Annotated in this window: 14 protein-coding genes; 11 read left to right on the top strand and 3 right to left on the bottom strand. The window is 57.6% G+C overall.

All coding sequences use genetic code 11. The annotated features are described in order from the left end of the window. Nucleotides 1-211: 211 nt before the first annotated feature. Nucleotides 212-1,303, bottom strand: a complete 1,092-nt coding sequence (locus ACR0IM_RS17870) for a zinc ABC transporter substrate-binding protein (RefSeq protein ID WP_480682733.1) — start codon at nucleotides 1,301-1,303, stop codon at nucleotides 212-214. 41 nt (nucleotides 1,304-1,344) lie between these two features. Here ACR0IM_RS17870 and ACR0IM_RS17865 point away from each other — a divergent pair, with 41 nt between their 5' ends. Genes ACR0IM_RS17865 through ACR0IM_RS17855 form a run of 3 tightly spaced genes read left to right on the top strand, consistent with a single transcriptional unit; the run spans nucleotide 1,345 to nucleotide 3,412 of the window. Further along, nucleotides 1,345-1,872, top strand: a complete 528-nt coding sequence (locus tag ACR0IM_RS17865) for a transcriptional repressor (RefSeq protein WP_480682732.1) — start codon at nucleotides 1,345-1,347, stop codon at nucleotides 1,870-1,872. Nucleotides 1,873-1,874: 2 nt separating this feature from the next. Further along, nucleotides 1,875-2,615, top strand: coding sequence for a metal ABC transporter ATP-binding protein (locus tag ACR0IM_RS17860; protein ID WP_480682731.1), 741 nt, complete (start codon nucleotides 1,875-1,877; stop codon nucleotides 2,613-2,615). Beyond that, nucleotides 2,615-3,412, top strand: coding sequence for an iron chelate uptake ABC transporter family permease subunit (locus tag ACR0IM_RS17855; protein WP_480682730.1), 798 nt, complete (start codon nucleotides 2,615-2,617; stop codon nucleotides 3,410-3,412). The genes ACR0IM_RS17860 and ACR0IM_RS17855 overlap by 1 nt, the downstream gene beginning before the upstream one ends. 107 nt (nucleotides 3,413-3,519) lie before the next feature. On the opposite strand, the gene ACR0IM_RS17850 is transcribed toward ACR0IM_RS17855, so the two are convergent. Then, the gene (locus ACR0IM_RS17850) at nucleotides 3,520-4,500 is read right to left on the bottom strand and encodes a hypothetical protein (protein WP_480642639.1); all 981 of its coding nucleotides are present in this window, start codon (nucleotides 4,498-4,500) and stop codon (nucleotides 3,520-3,522) included. A gap of 583 nt (nucleotides 4,501-5,083) precedes the next feature. Between ACR0IM_RS17850 and ACR0IM_RS17845 the strand changes: the two genes are divergently transcribed. From ACR0IM_RS17845 to ACR0IM_RS17820, 6 genes are all read left to right on the top strand, one after another. Then, entirely contained in the window at nucleotides 5,084-6,313 is a 1,230-nt protein-coding gene (locus ACR0IM_RS17845) for an alpha/beta hydrolase family protein (RefSeq protein ID WP_480682729.1), read from the top strand. 599 nt (nucleotides 6,314-6,912) lie between these two features. Then, on the top strand, nucleotides 6,913-7,584 hold the full coding sequence (locus tag ACR0IM_RS17840; RefSeq protein WP_480642641.1) for a Crp/Fnr family transcriptional regulator: 672 nt from the start codon (nucleotides 6,913-6,915) through the stop codon (nucleotides 7,582-7,584). Nucleotides 7,585-7,687: 103 nt separating this feature from the next. Continuing rightward, nucleotides 7,688-7,900 (top strand): YgaP family membrane protein, encoded by a 213-nt coding sequence (locus ACR0IM_RS17835; RefSeq protein ID WP_480682728.1) that lies wholly within the window; start codon nucleotides 7,688-7,690, stop codon nucleotides 7,898-7,900. Nucleotides 7,901-7,946: 46 nt separating this feature from the next. Beyond that, on the top strand, nucleotides 7,947-8,831 hold the full coding sequence (locus tag ACR0IM_RS17830; RefSeq protein ID WP_480682727.1) for an MBL fold metallo-hydrolase: 885 nt from the start codon (nucleotides 7,947-7,949) through the stop codon (nucleotides 8,829-8,831). A 21-nt stretch (nucleotides 8,832-8,852) separates the two neighbouring features. Beyond that, nucleotides 8,853-10,532 (top strand): bifunctional protein tyrosine phosphatase family protein/NAD(P)/FAD-dependent oxidoreductase, encoded by a 1,680-nt coding sequence (locus ACR0IM_RS17825; RefSeq protein WP_480682726.1) that lies wholly within the window; start codon nucleotides 8,853-8,855, stop codon nucleotides 10,530-10,532. Between the two features lie 85 nt (nucleotides 10,533-10,617). Continuing rightward, entirely contained in the window at nucleotides 10,618-12,378 is a 1,761-nt protein-coding gene (locus tag ACR0IM_RS17820; protein ID WP_480682725.1) for a SulP family inorganic anion transporter, read from the top strand. Between the two features lie 39 nt (nucleotides 12,379-12,417). On the opposite strand, the gene ACR0IM_RS17815 is transcribed toward ACR0IM_RS17820, so the two are convergent. After that, nucleotides 12,418-13,014 carry a TetR family transcriptional regulator C-terminal domain-containing protein gene (locus ACR0IM_RS17815; RefSeq protein WP_480682724.1) on the bottom strand — a complete coding sequence of 199 codons (597 nt, stop codon included), beginning with the start codon at nucleotides 13,012-13,014 and terminating at the stop codon, nucleotides 12,418-12,420. A gap of 143 nt (nucleotides 13,015-13,157) precedes the next feature. Between ACR0IM_RS17815 and ACR0IM_RS17810 the strand changes: the two genes are divergently transcribed. Then, nucleotides 13,158-13,517 carry a cupin domain-containing protein gene (locus ACR0IM_RS17810; RefSeq protein ID WP_480594921.1) on the top strand — a complete coding sequence of 120 codons (360 nt, stop codon included), beginning with the start codon at nucleotides 13,158-13,160 and terminating at the stop codon, nucleotides 13,515-13,517. Between the two features lie 5 nt (nucleotides 13,518-13,522). Then, nucleotides 13,523-15,259, top strand: a complete 1,737-nt coding sequence (betA, locus tag ACR0IM_RS17805; RefSeq protein ID WP_480682768.1) for a choline dehydrogenase — start codon at nucleotides 13,523-13,525, stop codon at nucleotides 15,257-15,259. Nucleotides 15,260-15,310 lie beyond the last annotated feature (51 nt).

Raw genomic sequence — 15,310 nt, 5'->3', positions numbered from 1 at the left:
GGAATGTGATATCATAACAAAATGGAAAAACAACACAAGCTGTCCAATGCACGATCACAACGCAGGCTAAAACATGCTGGTAGAGACGAAACCTAAAGCGCCTTGGGAAATGATGCAGGGGCGCGGTCGGTTGGAGTATGGCATACGGTTCGTCGCGTGCAGTAGGAGGTGGTTGGCCCGGCCGAAATCCCAACTTCAGCCGGGATTCGGTTTAGAGGCACTCGGCCAGTGTATTGGCCATATTGCGGATAACTTGCGGATAGAGTTCCGCACCGGGCTCAAGATCAGAACCAAGTGGGTCCATTACCCCGGTGTTGGCTTCGGTGCCAGACAGAACGGTTGCAACGATCCCGGGGTTGAACTGAGGTTCGGTCATGACGCAGTCGATACCCTCTTTGCGGATACGGTCCTGAATTTCGGCGATACGCGCCGGGCTTGGGTCGGATGCGTCGCTGAGGGAAATCGCGCCCGAGGCCGGGAAGTTGAATGCATCTTCGAAATACTGGTAGGCGTCATGGAACACGATGAAGCTGCCGCCACGGACCGGCTCCAGCGTCTCTACCACTTCGACAGACAGTGCCGCCATTTCTTCGCGTGCGGCCGCGGCATTTGCAAAATATGCACCCGCGTTGTCCGGATCAGCAGCCGATAGTTGCGCCGCAATTACGTTCAACCAGGATTCGGCGTTTGCCGGAGATAACCAGGCATGGGGGTCATGGTCGCCATGTGCGTGATCGTTGTGACCATCGTGGTCAGCATGATCTGCGTGATCATGGTCCTCGTGGTCATGATCGTTGTGCTTGGCGTGGTCATTGTGATCATGTTCATCTTCATGCGCGTGCTCGTCATCATGATCGTCGTCGTTGTGATCATGTTCATCTTCGTGCGCATGCTCACCGTCTTCGGCATGCTTGTCGCCGTGGTCGTCATGATCATGTGCCTCGAACAAGACGTTTTCGCGGAAATCCAGTCGAACTGTGCCGTCCGAGTCAAGCAACGATGTGACTGTGGCGCCATCGGCGAGAGTCCCGACTGCGTCTTCCAGCCAAGGTGTCAGGTCTTCACCGATCCAGAACACCAGGTCTGCCTCTTGCAGTGCGGTGGCTTCCGAGGGGCGCAGGTTGTATTCGTGGGGCGACGCACCCGGCTGGATGATCAGGTCAGGTGTTCCAACACCATCCATGACACGGGTCACCAGCGAATGGAGTGGCGCGATATCGACTGCCACGTTCGGAACATCCGCTATGGCCGTGCCACCCACAAGTGCAGCCGAGATCGATACTGGGAGAAGCTTTCTGGACATCAGACCCTCTGTGTGATTTTATAACGTTACGAGCCGCATACATGATATGGAATAACATGACAAGTGACGCGCAACCCCTGCCAGTCGACAAGACGGCCCCGGTCGGGTTCCAGGAACATGATCACGAGCATTGCGTTGAGACCGCGCTGGCCACGGCGGAAGCCCACTGCAAACAGGAAGGGCTTCGTCTGACCCCGGTGCGACGCAAGGTTCTGGAGATGTTGCTGCAAGAGCATAGGGCGCTTGGGGCCTATTCCATCCTTGACCGATTGCGCGACGCAGGATTTGGATCTCAGCCTCCGGTGGCTTACCGGGCCCTCGACTTTCTTGTTCAAAACGGGTTTGTGCACAAGATCGAGCGTTTGAACGCGTTTGTCGCCTGCTCAAATCCAGGCGCAGCCCATTCTCCGGCCTTCATGATCTGCAGAAAATGCGATGCCGTGGCCGAGGCTCAGTCGACCCCGTCCAAGGGCGTCTTGGGTGCGGCAGCGCGTGCAGCGGGTTTCGAGATTGAACGAACGGTTGTAGAAGCTGAAGGACTCTGCCCAGACTGCACCGAAAAGGCGTAGAAATGACCCTTATTACCGTTGAGAACCTCAGCGTGCGCTATGGCGCAAACACCGTTCTACACCACGTGGACTTGGCAATTGAACCGGGAGAGATCGTAACCATTGTCGGACCAAATGGCTCTGGCAAGACCAGCCTTTTGCGGGCTATCATTGGTGCAACCAAGCCATCCGTGGGGAACGTTTCCCGCAAGCCCGGTCTGAAGATCGGATATGTTCCGCAAAAACTGCATATTGATCCGACCCTGCCGATTTCTGTTGAACGTTTCATGGGTCTGACCCACCGTGTTTCACGCAAAAGCTGCGCCGAGGCGCTTGAGTCGGCTGGTGTGCCTGATCTTTTGCAGCGCCAGATGTCACAATTATCTGGCGGGCAGTTTCAGAGGGTTTTGCTGGCCCGTGCTCTGATCAATCGGCCGGATATCCTGCTTTTGGACGAAGCGACCCAAGGGCTCGACCAGCCGGGTTCAGCTGCGTTTTATCGCCAGATCGAAGATGTACGGCGCGAAACCAGCTGTGCCATTCTAATGATCAGCCACGAATTGCATGTGGTCATGAGTGCCTCGGATCGGGTGATATGTCTGAACGGACACGTGTGCTGCGAAGGATCGCCCGCCGTTGTCGCCTCGGCCCCGGAATACCGCGCGCTGTTCGGAACCGGTACCGGCGGTGCGCTGGCCCTTTATCGGCATGATCATGACCACGATCACGACAACTGTGACCACTCTCAGGAAGCTGCGGAATAATGCTTGATGATTTTATGACTCGCGCGACACTTGCGGGTGTTGGCGTTGCCCTTGCCGCGGCCCCCCTTGGGTGTTTCGTCGTCTGGCGCCGGATGGCGTATTTCGGAGACGCAACAGCCCACGCAGCAATCCTTGGTGTCGCCCTTTCGCTGACCTTTCAATTGTCGGTCTTCACCGGGGCACTGGCTGTTGCAATGGTCATGGCGCTAACCGTCACCCTGTTGGCCGGTCGTGGCTATGCGATGGACACGCTATTGGGGGTCTTAGCCCATTCCGCACTGGCTTTTGGCCTTGTGGCGGTTTCGTTCCTGTCGGGCGTTCGCATTGACCTGATGGCATATCTCTTCGGCGATATTCTTGCGGTTTCTCGCTCTGACCTTGTGGTGATCTGGGGAGGTGCTGCGCTTGTCGTAGCGCTGATTGCGTGGCGGTGGTCTCAACTGCTGACCGCGACATTGAACGAAGAACTGGCCTATGCCAGCGGCTTTGACCCCAAGCGCGAGCAGTTGATCCTGACGCTTTCTCTGGCTGTAACTGTGGCCGTGGCGATCAAGGTGGTGGGAGTATTGCTGATCGCGGCGATGTTGATCATACCGGCTGCTGCGGCGCGCAGCCTTGCAAAGTCCCCGGAAACCATGGCTTTGATTGCCGCCGTGATCGGTGCGTTTTCCGCTGTTGCGGGGCTGAGGGCTGCTTATGTGTTCGATACACCTGCGGGCCCGTCTATAGTCTGCGTCGCCGCGATCTTGTTTGGTTGCTTAAGTCTGGTTGGTTGGCAGACACGGCGCCAAACTTAAACCGCTTGGGCAGAAGGTTCTGGGTGTATGGCAACCCGTTACACTTGTCCGATTGCTGATGCCAGTTTCAGTCCCGACAAGCCGTCGGTGAAGTTTGAGGTGCGAATTCACTCTCGTGGCGCGAGCTTGGTTTGGATAACGAACCGCGTTATCGGATCGGTGTCTTCCTGTTCCAATAACGCTTTGAATTGATCGTCCAATCGCGTCTCACCCCAATCACGCGAAGCAATCACGATATCCAGCGCCAACTCGCTTTGGTCTTTCAATACTCGCGAGAAAATCTGGATGATCTGCTCTTGGAGCATTGGTGACGCGGTGCCGCCATCCGCCAAAGCACGAACAAGAGCGCGCCGATATTCCAGATTCCGGTTCCCGGTACCAAGCGCATCGTCGGCGGCGTCTACCGCCTTCGACCCATCCACTTCTATCCCCGCCAGTGTCCATTCGTACAAATAGCTGCTGCCTGTGCGCAAGGCACGGGGGTAACGTGACCGAACAATCGCGACAGCCAGGGCGTCGTCTGTTTGCAAGCCCAAAAGGCGAATGGAAACTGGGACAAAACCGACTCGATTGATATCGCGCAACTCTTGCAGCAGTTGATCTTTGGGAACTTTTATTCGCAACGATCGAACAAGCTCATACGGAGCGCGATCGATTTCAATCAACGCGGTATCCCGCAATACCCTGTCTTCGTGAGAGACATACGTGGCAAAAAAATCGATACGTTCGGCAGTGCCGACATTGTCCGGCTGCCAGCCCTTTTCTGCGGAGACCAGCGCTTTCAGAAACCGTGTTCTCTCCGGTGTAATCATGAAGATTCGGCGCCATTTTCGGGACAGGCTGCGCCCCGCATCATCTTTGTCCGTGGCGCCATATGTCAAAAGAACAGCTTTTTGCGGGTCGGCCCGAAAGGCGGCCCGTGTTGCGCTGTCAATCAGAAAGGGAATCTCGGGCAATATTGCGAGGTCCTGTGCCGTTCCTTTAAGCAATTCTTTTGGAACAAACATAAACGGGTTGTCCGCTCCTGGTTCGGCCAACACGATGGCATCAGCAGAAAGCAAGTGATCAGCAAGGGATGCTTCGGGCATCGTTATGCACACCGAACACGCGTCAGCCGGTCGGGTCGCAACAACATTTGCGGCCAAGGCCCCAATGACCAGAAGGAGTATTCTTGCAAAGCGCATCAATCCATCCCGGTAGAAATGTCGAATATCATCAATCCCGCAGATCGGGTTTACGATCGGATACGGGCCATGTCTGACTGGGTCAGCAGGAGGATCGCAGATCTATGTCCTTTTTCATATCCCTAATGCATCAGGTCCAGCACAGCGTCGGTGATCTGGTGGACACATCGTTTCCAGCTAGATTGCAAATCCGGCCCGCAACCCTTCCAGCACCGCCTCCTCGGCCGTGCGCGGGGCAAAGTGGACCGACGCGAACGGCGTAGCCGACGACCTGGCCGCAACACTGAATTAGTCCAGCACCCCGCCGCTGTGATCATTGCGCAGACCTGTTTCAGGTGGAACACGGGCTTTGCTGCGTACTGAAACAACTTGATCCGATCAAGTTAAACCATATTAACGACAGCCAATCCACTGCGGTGCTTGCTGGTGAAGCCGCGTTTTGAAACCAGCTCTGGATCGGCCATACTGCGCGGCGTAGGATTTAGACATGCTGTATTTTTTTGGGCGATTTATCTTCGTTTCAATCTTGCTCACCGAAATGTCTGGCGCGCAGGAATCCATGTTCGTGGGCGATGTTCCACTGCCCGACGATGCGGTTTCTTTCGAGCGGGTGGATTTGCCGTTCTCGGGGACGTGGGTCGGGAAGTTTGACAATCGAAAGAACCACATATTTATCGTTGAGAACCTTGGACATGACGGCCGTGCGGACGTCATTTATGCGGTGGGAAATGACCTGAATAACCGCGGTCGGTGGTTCCGGCGCAAAGCAAGGATCGAAGGTGATACACTGATCTTTGCCGATGACGGTTTTCCCGCACGGTATTGGCTTTCGGCTTCGGGGCGTTTGCGCGGTGTATTCGCGGACGACAAGGGTTTCGCAATCCTCGAGCGCCAAAACCTGCCAGCACTGTTGGCCTCTCCGGCGGGTGACTGGTTTTCGATTGGTGAGCTTGAATTCCTGCAGACAGGGTTGGTTGAAGACGGCAGCAACATCCGGCTCGCTGTTGTGGTTTATCGCCCGGAAGGAGAGGGGCCGTTCCCACTTGCGATTGTCCATCACGGGTCAACCGGTCGGGGCACAAACCCGAATGACTTCGGGCGGGTCTGGTCATACGACTGGTTTGCGGATGTTCTGAATGCGGATGGCTGGTTGGTTGCGTACCCGCAAAGACGCGGCCGGGGCGGTTCCGATGGATTGTACGATGAAGGCTTCGCCGAGGACAGATCGCTGGGGTATTCCCGAGATTCTGCCCTGTCCCTACCGGGGGCCGAACGGGCACTGGCCGACGCAAACGCTGCATTGTTGGCGCTGCGCCAAAGGCCGGACGTAGACGCAAGCAAAACCTTGCTGGCGGGCATGTCGCGCGGGGGTGTGGTAGCGATCATGCAAGCCGGACAAGCCCCGCAGGATTTTGCGGGTGTGATCAACTTTGTTGGGGGCTGGGTGAACGAAATACATGGTGATCCGTCGATCAACCCAACCTTGTTCAGGCGGATTAGATCATTCGGCGGTCCGGTCCTATCGGTCTATGGTGAGCAAGACTCGCATTACAGCGTTGAACACTTCAGTGCGAACCTGGCGGAAATGGAGGCGCTTGGTGCCGATAGCCAGCTCCATTTGGTCAAGCTTCCGGGCTACGGAGACGGACATTGGGCACTATACGTGCCGAGCCTGTGGGAGGAGGTCGTTGCCAAGTTTCTCGAAAGACTTGAGTGACTTGCATGAATCTTGTCGCAAACTTCCGTGAAGCATGGAAACTGGCTGATATTTACTGATTTCAGGTGGCTAGCTTCGTGAACTGTATGAATGAACAATACCCAAATCCAAACTGACCCTTTCGGACCTCGCGTGCAACTTCAGCCCCAACTAGTATGACAGAGGCGGACTCAAACGATTTGAATCCGAACATCGGGTGAATTCGGGCACAGATGTGGGCCAGGGGCACAAAATCCGCTAAATCCGGCTGGCGTTTAGGCGGTGCTTTTGGCGATCAGGTTTGGTCTGGTTTGACGAAATCCTTGGTTTTCTGCTCGGGGACGCTCGATTACAGCACTCGGTTTCGCTCAAAGAGTGTCCAAGGGCATCCCGAACCCGAAAAAAACACGAGAATTCATGGTCGCGAACGAAATCAGGGCTGCGCCAAATTGCGGTTTTACCGGCCACCCTGAATCTGTGCTATCGGCACAATACAATCACATTTTCCATCCATCGGGGATTTGCCTGAATGGTTTACATTGGGCAGCGGATACGCTTTCACCTTAACGAATGCGTTTTATTGTGGAACGTCCCAAGCCACCATAGATGAGCAGGAAGACATGGATCACGCGTGGATCGACAAATTCAAAGGCCTGAGCCGCTTGCCTGAAGACATTCGGGCAGAGCTTGTCGCAGGCAGTCAGGTCGTTTCCCTGCCGGCGGGCACTCAGGTCTTTGCGCCCGGCCAGACGGCGGACAACCTTTTGCTGTTGCTGGACGGCACCGTACGGGTGCAGCAGAAATCGGATACCGGCCGAGAGGTCTTTTTGTACCGGGTTCATGCCGGTGAAAGCTGTGTTTTGACCACCGCCTGCATGCTGGCGTTCGAGGATTATTCGGCCGACGGGATTGCTGAAACGGACATCACTGCCGTGGCCATCCCGCGAAATACCTTTGACGGATTGGTCGCAAAATCAACGGTTTTCCGCGAGTTTGTTTTCACCGCCTATTCCCGGCGGATCACCGATCTGTTCACATTGATCGACGACATCGTTTTTCAGCGCATGGATGTACGTCTGGCCGCGCGATTGCTGGAGCTTGCGGATGAAGACAACGTGGTGCACGCAACCCACGCCATTCTGGGAACTGAACTTGGAACCGCGCGCGAGGTTGTCTCGCGCACCTTGTCCGAATTCCAGCGCCGCGGCTGGGTCGAGCAGGCCCGTGGCGAGGTCCGCCTGACCGAACGAGAAGGCTTGGAGCATATGGTGAAAGCGGCCAGTGCCACCTGAACCCTTCTGAATTGCGAAATCTCACGGCTTTGGTGATCAAGTCACCAAAGCTCCGCTTCCGTCTGTGCGATTGAATGTCCATCGATTCTCGATGGAGTGAGACATGACCACAAATATGGGAAAAATTGACCGCGCCCTGCGCATCGTGATTGCCGCAGCCCTGGCCTATGCAGCCTTTGGAACAACCATGCTTGGTACCGGCGCGCTGATCTGGCTGGCGTTGATCGTCGCAGCGGTTTTCATGCTAACGGCCTTTGTGGGGAACTGCCCGCTCTATCGCATCATCGGCCTGAAAACCTGCAGCGACTGCGGCTGACCGGAACGGTTGCCATACCCTGAATACGACCCGGAGGAGACAACACATGACGACCTATCCCGTAAACATGGCCGTAAAACCAGACGTTTTCGCGTTCTTCGACGAGGCCACGAATACCATCAGCTATATCGTCAAGGACCCGGGTTCGAACGCCTGTGCCATCGTCGACAGCGTTATGGATATCGATTACGCGGCGGGCCGCATCACCTTTGATCATGCGGATGAGCTGATCCGGGTGATAACGGAAAAAGGACTGAAGCTGGAGTGGATCATCGAAACCCATGTCCACGCCGATCATCTTTCCGCCGCGCCGTATATTCAGGAAAAACTGGGCGGTAAAATCGGGGTCGGATCGAAGATCACCGTAGTGCAGGATACGTTCGGAAAGGTCTTCAACGAAGGCACCGAGTTTCAGCGCGACGGGTCGCAATTCGATGCGCTGTTCGAGGATGGCGACACTTACATGATCGGCACTATGCAGGCCTTTGCCATGTATACGCCCGGTCACACCCCGGCCTGTATGGTACATGTGATGGGCGACGCGGCCTTTGTCGGCGACACCTTGTTCATGCCCGATGGTGGCTCGGCCCGAGCCGATTTTCCGGGCGGGGATGCAGGCGTTCTGTATGACTCGATCCAGAAGGTTCTGGCCCTGCCTGACCAGACCCGGCTGTTCATGTGCCACGATTACGGACCGAACGGGCGCGATATCGCCTGGGAAACCAGCGTGGCTGAGGAAAAGGCTCACAACATCCACGTTGGCGGCGGCAAGACGAAGGAGGAATTCGTCAGATTCCGCACCGAACGGGACGCCATGCTTGCCATGCCCAACCTCATCATCCCATCCCTGCAGGTCAACATGCGTGCCGGAGAGGTGCCGACCGACGCTGACGGCAACCCGATGCTAAAAGTGCCGGTCAACGGCCTGTAAGCCGCAAAAGGGAGGAGAGCCATGGAACTTCGTATCATTTCGCCCAAGTTCACGGTCAGCCCGCAGATCACGGTTGATGACGTCCAGACCATTGCGGCACAAGGGTACCGCGCGATCATCTGCAACCGGCCGGATGGCGAAGGCGCAGATCAGCCCTCTTTCAAGGAAATTGCCGCCGCAGCCGAGGCTGCGGGGATCGAGGCGCGCTATGTCCCGGTGCAGTCCGGCATGGTGAAAGATCAGGACGTTTCGGCGTTTGGTGAGGCGTTGGAGGACGTCCAGCGCCCGGTGCTGGCCTATTGCCGGACCGGCACGCGCTCGGCCACGCTGTGGTCGTTTCATGAGGCGAAGAAACGGCCGATGTCCGAGATCCTGTTGGCCACCAAGGCGGCCGGCTATGACATGAACGGCGTGGCCCGCCGTATTGCCAATGGTGGCAAAACGCCGACGGATACAGGCGATGCGCATTTCCAGGTGGTGATTGTCGGTGCGGGTGCAGGTGGCATTTCGGTCGCTGCCAGCCTGAAGTCGCGTCAACCCGATCTGGACATTGCGGTGATCGACCCCGCTGACATCCACTACTATCAGCCCGGCTGGACCATGGTGGGCGGCGGCATCTTTGACGCCCAGACAACGGCGAAAACCATGGGTAGCCTGATCCCGAAGGGTGTACACTGGATCAAGGCTGCGGTCGCGGCGTTCGAGCCGCAGAACAACGCCGTCGTTCTGGATGGGTGCCGGGTGGTGAAATACGACCGCCTTGTCGTGTGCCCCGGTCTGAAACTGGATTGGGGCAAGGTCGAGGGGCTGGAAGAGACCCTGGGCCGCAATGGGGTGACGTCGAACTACCGCTATGACCTTGCGCCCTACACCTGGCAACTGGTGCAGGAGATGAAGGAGGGCCGGGCGCTGTTTACACAGCCACCGATGCCGATCAAATGCGCCGGGGCGCCGCAGAAGGCCATGTACCTCTCGGGGGACGCCTGGTTTCGTAGCGGCGCACTGAAGGATATCGACATCCAGTTCATGAACGCGGGCGGCGTGCTGTTCGGGGTCAAGGATTATGTTCCGGCGCTGGAACGTTACGTCGAGAAATACGGTGCCACGCTGAACTTCTTCCACAATCTGGTTTCGATCGACGGGCCTGCCAAAAGGGCGGTTTTCGAAGTGATCAAACCGGATTGTAACCCGGATACAGTCGAGGTCGAGTTTGACATGATCCATGTGTGCCCGCCCCAGACTGCACCCGATTTCGTGCGTGTCTCGCCGCTGGCGGACGCGGCGGGCTGGGTCGACGTGGATCAATCGACACTGCGCCACAAAACCTACGACAATATCTGGTCGCTTGGTGACGTGATGAATGCGCCCAATGCAAAAACCGCCGCCGCGGCCCGCAAACAGGCGCCAACTGTGGCGGGCAACATCGTGGCCGACATCGCGGGGCGTTCGGCCGTGGCGCAATATGACGGGTATGGTTCCTGCCCGCTGACGGTCGAGCGCGGCAAGATCGTTCTGGCCGAATTTGGCTATGGCGGCGCGCTAAAACCAAGTTTTCCGCGTTTCCTGATCGACGGCACCCAGCCAAGCCGCATGGCATGGTTCCTGAAGGAAAGCCTGCTGCCACCGATTTACTGGAAGGCCATGCTGCGCGGCAAGGAATGGTTGGCGCGGCCCGAGAAGCTGAAGGTCTCTCCAGAGTAGGAATTGAAACTGCCTGCGTTTTTGAGCGCAGCAACATGCGGGCGGTGTCGGCAGCACTGCCCGCTCAGAATGCCGGAAAGACTTGATGATCGAACACCTCCGCCACTATGTTCCTGTTCTGGACTGGGGCCGAACCTATACGCGCGGTGCCTTTTCGAACGACCTTATTGCGGCATTGATCGTGACGATCATGCTGATCCCGCAATCGCTGGCCTATGCCTTGCTGGCGGGGTTGCCTCCCGAGGCGGGGATTTACGCATCGATCGTGCCCATCGTTCTGTATTCGATTTTTGGCACAAGTCGGGCGCTGGCCGTTGGGCCCGTGGCGGTGGTTTCACTTTTGACGGCGACAGCCATCGGGCAGGTGGCCGAACAGGGCACGGCGGGTTATGCGGTTGCGGCGCTGACGCTTGCCTTTTTGTCTGGCGGCTTTCTTGTACTCATGGGCGTACTGCGCCTTGGGTTTCTGGCCAATTTCCTCAGCCATCCGGTGATTGCCGGATTCATTACCGCATCGGGCATTCTGATCGCGATCAGTCAGGTCAAGCATATACTGGGGGTCAGCGCACATGGGCACACGCTGCCGGAAATGCTGGGTTCGATCTTTGACCATCTACCCGAGGTCAACTGGGTGACTTTGGCAATCGGAACTTTGGCGACCGGATTTCTGTTTTGGGTCAGAAAAAACCTTAGACCGTTTCTGAACCGGCTGGGTGTGCCGCCGGTGCTAGCCGATATTCTGACCAAAGCCGGACCTGTCGCAGCGGTGGTCGCCACAACCGTTGCCGTCTGGCAACTCGACCTGGCTGCCAAGGGCGTGCAGATCGTCGGGAGCGTCCCCCAAAGCCTGCCACCCCTGACCCTGCCGGGGTTTTCCCCGGACCTGATCAGCGCGCTTGCAGTTCCCGCAATCCTGATTTCGATCATTGGTTTTGTCGAAAGCGTCTCGGTCGCGCAAACTCTGGCCGCCAAGAAACGCCAGCGCATCAATCCGGACCAGGAATTGATCGGTCTTGGGGCCGCAAATCTGGGTGCCGCCTTTACCGGAGGATATCCGGTAACCGGCGGGTTTGCCCGCTCGGTCGTCAATTTCGACGCCGGGGCGGAAACGCCAGCGGCGGGTGCTTTTACCGCCATTGGTCTGGCCATTGCCGCGGTCGCGCTGACGCCTTTGGTCTTCTACCTGCCCAAGGCCACGCTGGCTGCGACTATTATCGTCGCAGTGCTCAGCCTTGTGGACCTGTCCATTCTGAAGAAGACTTGGGGCTACTCCCGCGCCGATTTTATCGCTGTGACCGTGACCATTCTGCTGACTCTGGGGTTGGGGGTCGAGGTTGGGGTGGCGTCCGGTGTGGCGATCTCGGTTCTGTTGCACCTCTACAAGACGTCACGCCCGCATGTGGCCGAGGTGGGCCTTGTCCCCGGAACCCAGCATTTCCGGAACATTCTGCGCCATGAGGTCGAGACGGTGCCTTCGCTGGTGACGCTGCGGGTTGACGAAAGCCTGTATTTCGTGAATGCGCGTTTTCTGGAGACATTGATCCAAAGCCGCGTGACCGAAGGCAGCACGGTTCGAAACGTGGTGCTGATGTTTTCGGCGGTGAACGAGGTCGATTTCTCAGCCCTCGAAAGCCTTGAGGCGATAAACCACCGGCTGACTGATATGGGGGTTGGTCTGCATCTGTCCGAGGTCAAGGGGCCGGTCATGGACAGGCTGAATCGCACACATTTTCCCGAAGTTCTGAACGGCCGGGTGTTTCTGTCGCAATATGACGCTTGGAAAAGCCTTGCCGAAAGTGACACACACGCGGTTGGCGCGACGAGGTTGTCCTCGGTTAGCGGGTAACTCCCGATCCCGGTTCTTCGATCGCGTCGCGCGGGCAGTCTAAGGTCCGTCTGAGCGGTGCGCTGACAGCGCCTGCTCTGTTAGGGTGGCCACCAGATTCTGGGCCGCTTTCAGGTCGACGGGCTCGACGCGAGTTGCGTGTTGCAGCCATACTCCGTCAATTAGAGCGACGATCATGCGCGCAATGTGCCCGGCCACTTCACCGGAATAAAGCGGCGCGATTGCCGCGCGAACAACGACAAGGTTTTGCTGCTGATAGCGCAGCAGTTCCTGATGATACTCCGCGTCCGACCCGGCTAGGCAATAGAGCGTCAGCCACACCGACGACAGCCGTTTGTTCGATTGCTCGGGCGCCAGCGCCATGCGCACCAGCGCCAGCACCTTGTTCCGCGGAGAGATGTCCTGTTCCGCGATCAGGTCCAGTTGCTCCCCATAGGACGTCACCGCATGGCGGATCGCCGCCAGCAGCAGCCCCTGTTTGGTGTCGTAATAGTGGCAGACCAGCCCGGCAGAAACACCCGCCTGACGCGCCACATCCCTGATCTTCAGCGCACAAAACCCCTGATCATTCAGAACGTCCATGGTGGCTTCAATTATCTGAAGTTTGCGTGTTTCAATGTCTGACAAACGGGACACGGGCTGAGATCTCCTGACTTCAGGCAGTAGTAGACGGGGCATGAGCCGAAGGCCAGAGACATCATTGTACCGCTGTTCAATATTTCGTTGAACCACTGTTCAATCAATGCTAGCCGTTCCGAAACACAATTCCGGAGGTCCAAATGATCCGCGCCATCAACCTGACCGATGCCGGGACACATGCCCTGATGGCTGACCCTCGCCAGATGGTCATGAGCTCGCCCGAGGTGGCCTCTCCGCAGGAGTGGGAAAACCTAGTGATCGATCGCGCCTCGGATGAGGTGCGCGTTGGGACCTGGAGGTGTGAGCCTTACACGGATGAGATTGTTGACTATGCCTATGACGAGTTCATGTACATGATCTCAGGAACGGTCGAGTTGATTTACCCTGATGGCAGCTCTGACAGGTTCGGGCCCGGCCAAGCGTTCCTGCTGCCCAAGGGGTTCACGGGTACGTGGAAACAGCCCGAAACCGTTGTCAAATTCATGGCGATGATCCGCTGAACCGGATGGAGCGTTACGACTATATCATCGTTGGCGCAGGGTCCGCAGGCTGTGTGCTGGCGAACCGGCTGGGTGAGGATACAGGCAAGCGTATTCTGGTGATCGAGGCCGGAGGTAGCGATAACGCCATGATCGTGCGGATGCCATCGGCCCTGTCGATCCCGATGAACACCAAACGCTTTAACTGGGGGTTCGTGACCGAACCCGAGCCGCATCTGGACGGGCGTGTCATGAACTTGCCGCGCGGCAAGGGGCTGGGGGGATCAAGCTCGATCAATGGCATGTGCTACGTACGCGGCAATCCGATGGATTATGAGCTTTGGGCGGATCACGGTGCCACGGGATGGAACTGGGCTAATGTGTTGCCTTATTTCAAGCGACTGGAAAGTGCTTCGGACCTGAGTGCATATCGGGGGCAATGTGGTCCAATCAAGGTGACCCGGGGGTCGGAAACCAACCCTCTCTATCAGGCGTTCATCGAGGCGGGCGTTCAGGCCGGATATGCTCGCAGCGCCAACATGAATGACATCCAGCATGAAGGCTTCGGTCCGATGGAAATGAACGTGGGCGGCGGTGAGCGTTGCAGTGCCGCCACCGCTTATCTGCGTCCGGCCATGGCGCGGGGCAACGTTCGGGTCGTGACCCATGCCCACACAACGCGCATTCTGACAGAAGGGCGCAAGGCGGTCGGCGTCGAATATGACCACAAGGGAAAGCTTGTTCAGGCACGGGGATCTGAGGTGATCCTGTCGGCAGGCTCGATCATGTCGCCGGCGATCCTGCAGCGCTCGGGCATTGGGCCGGGAGGCACGCTGCAACAAGCTGGCATCGCTGTTGTCCATGACTTACCCGGCGTCGGCGGCAACCTGATGGATCATCTGGAGTTGTACGTGCAGCAGGAATGCACGCAGCCGGTATCGCTCTACCCGTATATGAGCCCTTGGGCAAAAGCCCGGATCGGATTTCGCTGGCTGCTGCGCCGCGATGGTTTGGGGGCCACCAACCATTTCGAGGCCGGGGCTCACATCCGCAGCCGCGCCGGTATCCTTTACCCGGACATTCAGTTTCATTTCCTGCCGCTGGCCATTTCGTATGACGGGAAATCGCTGGCCAAGGGCCACGGGTATCAGGTGCATGTGGGCACGAAACGATCGAAAAGCCGGGGTAGGGTGCGGCTACATGCATCTGACCCGCTAGGCGCCCCGCGCGTCCGTTTCAACTATATGAGCCACGAAGACGACTGGCAGGAAATGCGTGCTTGCGTCCACTTGACGCGCGAGATTTTCCGGCAACCCGCCCTGGCCCCTTTCGCCGGGCGGGAGTTGGCTCCGGGACCGGGTTGCGCAAGCAATGACCAGATTGATCAGTTCATCAAAGACAGGGTCGAAAGCGCCTATCATCCCTGCGGCACCTGCCGGATGGGCGGGGACGCGCAATCCGTCATTGATCCGGGCACGATGCGCGTACACGGTATAGAGGGTTTGCGCGTTGTGGACGCCTCAGTCATGCCACAGGCCACGGCCGGGGACCTCAATGTGCCGACATTGATGTTGGCCGAACGCGCCGCTGATCTGATCAGAAGCACCAGCTTGCCTGCCGCCGATCCGGCGCTGGTGATGGTGGATGCCAATTGGCAGAGCTGTCAGCGGTCACAGACTATCGATTTGGACCTGAGCGGCAGGGATACCTGTGCGCTGTTTGCCGAAGAACGAAACCATTTAAGTGGCACAACGTATCCATAACCAATTGCCGAGAACTGGCAGTTGAGGAAATCAGGCATTGCCTTCTATTGG

The organism is Ruegeria sp. BF6 (assembly GCF_056538665.1).
This window is presented reverse-complemented; position numbering and strand designations above follow the sequence as displayed.